The following is a 1,360-nucleotide window of genomic DNA, read 5'->3' as shown; positions in this document are numbered from 1 at the left end:
GCAGTTTCCTTCTCTTTGGAGACTTTGGCTTTAACCGTTTTTTTGTCTTCCTCTTTTTCTTTTACCGCTTGTTTTTTTGAGGTTTCTTTTTTTACATCTGCCTTAGTGGCTTCTTTCTCTTTTTTCACGGGCGCAGCTTTTTTGACGGTGGCCGCTTTTTCTTTCGGCGTGTCTTTGGCAGCATAGGTTGGCAGGGAGAAGCTGAGCAGCAGGGCGAGGATGAGGGGTTTGTAACGCATGGTTCGATCTTGCTATTAAAGTAGGAACAATAGGACGGATTATACTGTCTGTCAGGCCGTCTGCAAATAATATTGGGTTGCAATATGGACGAACGGTCTTATATAGTAATGATGGAGTAGGCGGATATGATTCTGCCTGCCTGAAAACTAACAGTCTGCATTGACAGGATATTATGAAAAAATATTTATTAGTAGTGTTGGGCGCCATGATTTTGGCGGCTTGCGGTAACGATACCGATAAAATCGGACGCGCCAGTACGGTGTTTCATATGTTGGGTAAAAACGACCGTATTGAAGTGGAAGGTTTTGATGATCCTGATGTGCAGGGGGTTGCCTGTTATATTTCGTACGCGAAAAAAGGCGGTTTGAAAGAAACGGTCAATCTGGAAGAAGATGCCAGCGACGCATCGGTTTCCTGCGTGCAAAGTGCGGAAGTCATCCGTTATAACGAGTCTGAAGTTTTGAAACCGCGACAAGTGTTCAAACGCAGTGCTAGCATAGCATTTAAGAGCCAGCAGATTATCCGCTACTACGATCCGAAACGTAAGTCTTTCGCTTATTTGGTGTACAGCGATAAAATCGTTCAAGGTTCGCCGAAGAACTCTTTGAGCGCGGTATCGTGTTTTGCCCATGCGAAAACCGATGCGCCGGTACCGGCAGGCGGCGCAGTTTATGGCGCCTGCGTGGTGGACGCGCCGATTTCTGACGGCCAAAAATAATAAAATCAGCTTAATAGATTAAGAAGAATATGAATTTAGCCAACCATTTCCTGATTGCTATGCCTCATATGGACGATCCGTTTTTTACGGATACGGTCATTTATGTGTGCGAACACGATGAAGAAGGTGCGCTGGGCATCATCATCAACAAGCCTTCGCCGATTACCATGGACATGATTTTTGCCGCCGCCGACCGCAATATCCCGTTGCGCCTGCAACATGAAAACGTGATGATGGGCGGGCCGGTTCAGATTGAGCGCGGCTATGTCGTGCATACGCCGATCGGCCGCTGGCAAAACAGCATGGTGGTAACCGATAACGTGGCGCTGACTTCTTCGCGCGATGTGATTGAAAACCTGTCTAAAGAAGGTGCGGTGGATAAGGCTTTGATCAGTATCGGTT

The 1,360-nt window shown here is 47.0% G+C and carries 2 protein-coding genes and 1 pseudogene; 2 read left to right on the top strand and 1 reads right to left on the bottom strand.

The window, feature by feature from the left end; all coding sequences use genetic code 11:
- Positions 1-239, bottom strand: a pseudogene (locus tag ACTHUM_RS14250) (hypothetical protein); the annotation flags it as partial.
- A 173-nt stretch (positions 240-412) separates the two neighbouring features.
- Here ACTHUM_RS14250 and ACTHUM_RS14245 point away from each other — a divergent pair.
- Both ACTHUM_RS14245 and ACTHUM_RS14240 read left to right on the top strand, forming a co-directional pair.
- The gene (locus tag ACTHUM_RS14245; RefSeq protein ID WP_070843272.1) at positions 413-958 is read left to right on the top strand and encodes a CreA family protein; all 546 of its coding nucleotides are present in this window, start codon (positions 413-415) and stop codon (positions 956-958) included.
- 29 nt (positions 959-987) lie between these two features.
- Positions 988-1,360 (top strand): YqgE/AlgH family protein (locus tag ACTHUM_RS14240; protein ID WP_440403193.1); only part of this gene is annotated, 373 nt, incomplete at its 3' end.

The organism is Neisseria sp. P0021.S006, assembly GCF_051956895.1.
The sequence above is the reverse complement of the archived record's forward strand: the minus strand, read 5'-3'. Positions and strand labels throughout refer to the sequence as shown.